The sequence below is a fragment of the Bacillus haikouensis genome (genome assembly GCF_013179555.1).
Classification (GTDB): Bacteria; Bacillota; Bacilli; order Bacillales; family Bacillaceae_B; genus Rossellomorea; species Rossellomorea haikouensis_A.
The window spans coordinates 1-5,881 of record NZ_JABMCR010000253.1; the positions used below are offsets into that span (position 1 = coordinate 1).

A 5,881-nucleotide genomic window follows, 5' to 3' on the forward strand; every position below is an offset into this window, starting at 1 on the left:
CAACCTGTGCAGACAATGCTTCGATGGAAAATTTCTTTGGGGTTTTAAAGCAAGAAATGTATTATGGTGAAGAACTAATAGGCTATGAAGATTTAAAAAGCCGAATTCATGAATATATTCACTGGTATAATCATGACAGGTTAAAAGAAAGATTGGCTGGGATGAGTCCTGTTGAATATCGAACTCACTCCAGCCAATCAGCTGCATAATAGAAACTCTAACTTTTGGGGGGAAGCACCTTTGGCCGAGTGTTTTCTTTTTGTGGTACAATCAAAACACTAGCTTCACCTACTATTTTACTAAGAGCGGAGAGTGTGGTCATGCTAATGTTTCTAACCACGGATGAAAAGCATTTTCATTTTGATGAATAAATAAGAAAGTAAAAAGATCATCATAAAAATTTTCGATACACTTGTGTATTGTGAAGCGGTTTGAATCCTATTGAAGTGTATAACTTTTCAGCATTTTTGTTTCCCTCTACAAAACAAATACGAATTTCCTTGTAACCCTCTTCTAACATTTTGTTCATACCGAATTGGAGAGCCTTACGTCCATAACCTTTTCCTTGATAACTTGGTGCTACCATTGAATTGTCTACTTCGCCTTTACCAGTAGTAACAGAGGCGACTATTTCCTCATTATCAAGAACTAAATAAACGTTATCTTTATTGTTAAGTTTATATTCATTCACGCTATATTCGGGAGCTAAATATGGTTTCATATCATTTATTTCGTGCAACTCATAATAAGAGTCCTGTACAACTTTTAAAAACTTTTCAAAAAACTTTTCCTCATATTTAACAAACTCTACATCAGTTTTAGGAAAAGCTCCTCCTCTATATATCAATTCGGGAGAACCCCACCATTTTGTGAAACCCATTTTCTCAGCGAATGGTATAGGGTTTTCTGATTCCACCCTCATATAGACACTCACAAAATCAGAGTCGCTTTCAGAAATCAGCTTCCCACTCAGTCGATAATCAAAGTCTACAAATAAACTTATCTGAGCAATATCCTCTTCATCATTATTATAAGTGGAATAGTAAGAGAATCCCTTAATTCCATTTTGGTCATACAACATTATCTTTTGTGAGTTTGCAATTACCTCTTCTAATTCTCCTACACCTTCTTTAATTTCCATTTTTTCAATTAGTTTTATTAAGTTCCCCTTATCTTCTTCGCAGTAAAAACGCAGCATAACTTAAAATCCCCTTCCACAATCTCTTCACTTATAAATTATTATCCAGAAATAAAGGCTATTCCTCTCCTCGTTTATAATAAGAAATTAACAGATTTTGTTATACCATTAACTTGCTCCTATAGCTGAATAAAGAAATAACCAGATATCATCTGGCTGGATCTTCTGTTATTGCCCCCTTATATGGAATAATGCTCTGTTCATATTAATTTACTTTTTCATTAAGTTTTTTTATTTGAGTATCATTTTTTTCTCTAAAATCATTTATTACTTTCATCCTGAATTCATTCCACACTTCACCTTTAGATGTTATATCATCATACAGTTTATTTTCCAATAACTTTCCTTTTATAGATTCATAAGCATATTCTTTGTAGTATTCTTCTATCGTCATATCCATTTCGTTAAGAAGTTTATTGAAGTTTTCGTTTGGTGCCTCTTTTGCGGTCTTTATATTAAATTCAATAACCTCTTGAACTTCTTCATCCGATACAGAAAAGCCTTGGGCTTTTGCTTCATACATTAGAATGTATTCATCAATTAATTGTTCTATCGCATTAGCTCTTATGTTTTCTTTATCTAATGATTGCTCGGAGTTGAGTCTCTCTAAGGATTGTATTCTTCTCTCAATTCTTGCTTCTGTTACATATTCATCCAAGGCTTCACCACTAACCCCTACTTTTTGTGCATCACCTATTCCGCATCCTACCAATAGTGAAACTGCAAAAAGCATAAAAACAATAAATTTTTTCAATAGTATCAAACCTTTCTGTTTCCCTACATTGCGACCTTAGCATATTCAATTAACCTGCCCCTTTAGTTGAATAAAGGGCGGCTGCCTGTTCAGCAAACGCCCAAATAAATAAAAGAAATCCCAGAGACATATACTATCGCCGTTTGTTTAAGAAGGATATTGCTCACTTTTCCCAGATAAATAACTCGTGTTTTTCCAAATAAGGTTTTATCGAAGGTTACCTTCTAACTTTAAAAAGTAAAATAGTTTCACTTTCCTCTAACAACTCGCCTGTGTTGAAAAATCCAAGTGACTCATAGAATTGAAGTGCAGAATAATTATCAGGCTCTGTTGATAAGCCAACATATTGACAGTCAGCATTCTCTTTGAGCATATCTATAACTTGTTGCATCGCCTCTTTCCCGTATCCCTTTCTTTGATAAGATACATCTATCATAAACCTTGGAATCCAATGCTTTCTCTCATCAATCTCGCTTGGATCATATTCCGTCATCACAAAACCTATAACTTCCTCATCCAAATGTATTGCGTAGGGTGTAAAATTGAAATTCACCTTAGACTCTGCAATTGAGTAAACATTAGGAGCAATTCGATCAACTTGATCCTCCGCTAACTTTAGCTTTAGACATTCATACATATTTTTCACATTTAATTCCTGAATTGATATTTGAGCCATAAACATTCTCCTTCTGGATAAAATTCACTACTATAATCTCCAAATAAATAAACATACTGAAATACTTTAACGGGATTATATCAGAGGTGCCACATCAAACTTATGCTCCTACTCCTATACCTTGATAAAATAGAAGGATAGGGTTTTAGGGTTCTATCAAGCGTTTCAAATTTACCAGACTCACTTTTTATTATTTTTCTTTTAAGTAAACAAAAAAATCCCACCCCCAAGACATTTGTCTTGGGGACGAGATTATTATCGCGGTGCCACCCCATTTTATTAATATGTCACCATATTAACCTTATTAGGTACGGCAAATATAATCTTTGCTTATACCTTTCCTCTATAACGGGAGTACCCGTCACACTATCCCTTGGTAAAGCTCCAATGTGATGCTCCGAGGCTTGCTTCAATAATTAAATCCTTACTCCTTTTCACCAACCGGAGCTCTCTAAAAAAGATTAACATTACCTACTCTTCTCTTCATCGCATTTAATATTATGTAACATTATCCAATATTCAAGCAATTATGTAAATGGTTAATTGAAAATTATTAAAAGACAAATACAGCTTATAATTAACTTTTCTGAAAAGTAAGGTTACAATTCTTAGTAATGCATGTTAATAAATATCCATTACTATTCAATTAAATGGCCCGTTTGTTGAACAAGGACTAAATATACAATCAACCTTTCTACAGAACCCTAGACAAAATTATCTGTTTAAGGATCGGTCCCTTACTGATTGGTTTCGGTCGTTATTTGATTCTTTTAACATTTTTGGATATGTTATTTTTTTGAAATTAATCAAAAAATAAAGAGAGTGCCTTAGCCACCCTCCTTAAAATACAAACTAGATTATATATTTTTTAGATTTACATTTTTAATATTTGTTGTAATCATAAAGATGATACTTACAACTACATAATACATACCTAAAATACCGAAGGAATCACTAAAGAATAAAGAAAAATCTCTACCCAGTATAAGATACCTTACAATAAAAGAGCCAACTAAATAAAAAATAGGGAGTAATACAAATAATATTATATAAGTAAATTTTGATTTGTTTGTCAAAGTAATCCTCCTTTTTCACCATAAATAACAACTTACTTCAATGAGTATTCAAGCTCACCAGCAAGCTGTTCAACCTTTGCATTTTCACTTTCAATGTTAAGAAATTAGGCTTTTTTCGTTGTCCGTTAAAGCGCCCGATAGAATGAAGATATGCCCCTGTTGAACAATTATCTTTTTATCCATTACTTAAAGACTTAATAGTAGAATTTATCTCCTCAACCATTTTTAATGGTTTGTCAGCCCTGAATATAACAGTTTTAACATATTTTGTTCTTCCATATGAACTTTTCATTAAAGCAGGTTCTTTTAAAAAAATTTCATACTGTGGAGAATCCATATTCACCATAGCAAAGTACGTTTCTTTAGGTGTTTTTTCTCCAATTCCACCTTTTTCTTTAGCAGTTTTTATACATTCTATATTTCTAATATCCAATTCAATACAGCTCTGAAATCCAAGGCGAATGATGAGCTTATCAATGTAAATAATATGAGGCAAAATTTTTACAGAACTATATAGCCCTATCATATAAAGCAAAGCGTAAATATTTAGTATAGTAAAAATCCACGCAGCAACGTCACTCCATAACTGGATAAAAAGATGAAATAATATTCCTTCCAATGTAATCAGGAGTGAAAATACGATGACAATAGTCTTTATCTGTGAAGTCTTATGATAAGAATAAATTTGTTCATTTTCAAACACGGTTGGTTTTTTAAACCATCCTATTATTGAGTAATAGAAAACACTTAGTTCTGTTAAAATCGCCCCTAAAACAAAACCATTTCCTAGTTTGGGTTCAAGTGACATTCTCGTTATTTCAAGAAAATTATTTTCTTTACTTTTATTGCTTTCCTTAAAGCGAATTATGCTTTTAATAATATTATACACAACTACAATCACGATAATAACTTCCAGGATAGGTAGTAGCCAAATCAAAATCTGATTTAATAATCCCTTCTGTGAAGAAGGGATTATTAAATAGGAAGCTCCCAAACATATGATAAATGAAAGATATACAAATAATTTCGGCATTGATCTTGGACGTATCAATAACCAATAGATACTCATTGGAGGTAGAATGATTAAAGTTAACGTTAATAAAATTACTATATTACTGCTAATATTATCTAAACGTAAGATAAGGTAGCTTCCTCCAATGAAACTTAGGAGGAACGTAAGCAAAATTGGGATATTGAATTTATTAATGATCAACAACTCCCTAAATAATTGTAATTATGTTTTACCCCTGCCCAATAATTGAAAGGCAAGAGTGGGAGATCAGTGGCTCATCTCTAGTTATAGCCTCCTTAGATATAGAAGAAATTTATTTAAAAGATATGCTATACCAAATATAATTAAATTTATTTTCAAATCCTATATTTTCTGCAACAGAAACAGAAGGTTTATTTATCTCCATACAATCCCAATATGGAGTAATATTATTTTCTATACAGTCTTTCACAAAGGAATGAGCCACCAGTTGTCCAAGTTTTTTTCCTTGATGATGTTTTAAAGTCTCAATGTCTATGCCATGCACATTTCCGGCTACTACGGCTGAAAAACAAGCGCTTATAATTTCGTTTTCATAAACAGCAATATACCCAACACCACAATCTAAAAATCTTTCAAATGAAGTCCAAAACTCCAGAATTTTCGAATGTAAAAATTCAATGTTTTCAAATGTTAAATCACCTTTGTTTTCCAAGATGTTGTTAGTGATTTTCATAACTTTATATCCTTGCTCTCTTTCAGGTTCATTCTGCTTTCTATAATCATTCTGTTTTAATTCATACACCCTTTGATTGTAACCTATCACATTTTCGCCAAATATTTTTTTGATAGTCTTATTCCATTTGGAATGATTCCCCATCACTTCAAAAGTCGTTAAACCCTCTTTATTGGCATCAGGTTTGATTACTGTATTAAAAAAATTGTATAATTCGTTATTAAATCCGTCATTTTCTTCGTTACCGATAAAGATAAAACCATTATTACTCCCCAACCAAATAAATCCAGACGCAGGAGCAATAATATCATCTACAAATATGCGGCCAGCATTCTCTCCTTCGATTACAGCTTTTGCTTCTAAGAGACCTTCTTCATATATTAATTCTTTACACTTATAGTATTCAGACTTTTCAAGTTCTGAAATCATCCGTTTTCATCCTTCCTCCCC

6 protein-coding genes and 1 other annotated feature are annotated in these 5,881 nt (G+C 32.4%); of the genes, 1 reads left to right on the forward strand and 5 read right to left on the reverse strand.

The annotated features are described in order from the left end of the window. A partial coding sequence (locus HP456_RS18765) for an IS3 family transposase (RefSeq protein WP_172252205.1) occupies positions 1-209 on the forward strand: 209 nt, incomplete at its 5' end. Positions 210-391: 182 nt separating this feature from the next. Here HP456_RS18765 and HP456_RS18770 read toward each other — a convergent pair. The 5 genes from HP456_RS18770 to HP456_RS18790 form a co-directional block, all read right to left on the reverse strand. Continuing rightward, positions 392-1,198 (reverse strand): GNAT family N-acetyltransferase, encoded by an 807-nt coding sequence (locus HP456_RS18770; protein ID WP_172253908.1) that lies wholly within the window; start codon positions 1,196-1,198, stop codon positions 392-394. 205 nt (positions 1,199-1,403) lie between these two features. Continuing rightward, complete coding sequence (locus HP456_RS18775) at positions 1,404-1,952, reverse strand: SurA N-terminal domain-containing protein (protein WP_172253910.1); 549 nt, start codon at positions 1,950-1,952, stop codon at positions 1,404-1,406. Positions 1,953-2,169: 217 nt separating this feature from the next. Further along, entirely contained in the window at positions 2,170-2,628 is a 459-nt protein-coding gene (locus HP456_RS18780) for a GNAT family N-acetyltransferase (RefSeq protein WP_172253912.1), read from the reverse strand. A gap of 239 nt (positions 2,629-2,867) precedes the next feature. Further along, positions 2,868-3,124, reverse strand: a binding site (T-box leader). Between the two features lie 755 nt (positions 3,125-3,879). After that, complete coding sequence (locus tag HP456_RS18785; protein WP_246289256.1) at positions 3,880-4,605, reverse strand: hypothetical protein; 726 nt, start codon at positions 4,603-4,605, stop codon at positions 3,880-3,882. Positions 4,606-5,029: 424 nt separating this feature from the next. Continuing rightward, positions 5,030-5,860 carry a GNAT family N-acetyltransferase gene (locus tag HP456_RS18790; protein ID WP_172253914.1) on the reverse strand — a complete coding sequence of 277 codons (831 nt, stop codon included), beginning with the start codon at positions 5,858-5,860 and terminating at the stop codon, positions 5,030-5,032. Between the last annotated feature and the right edge of the window lie 21 nt (positions 5,861-5,881).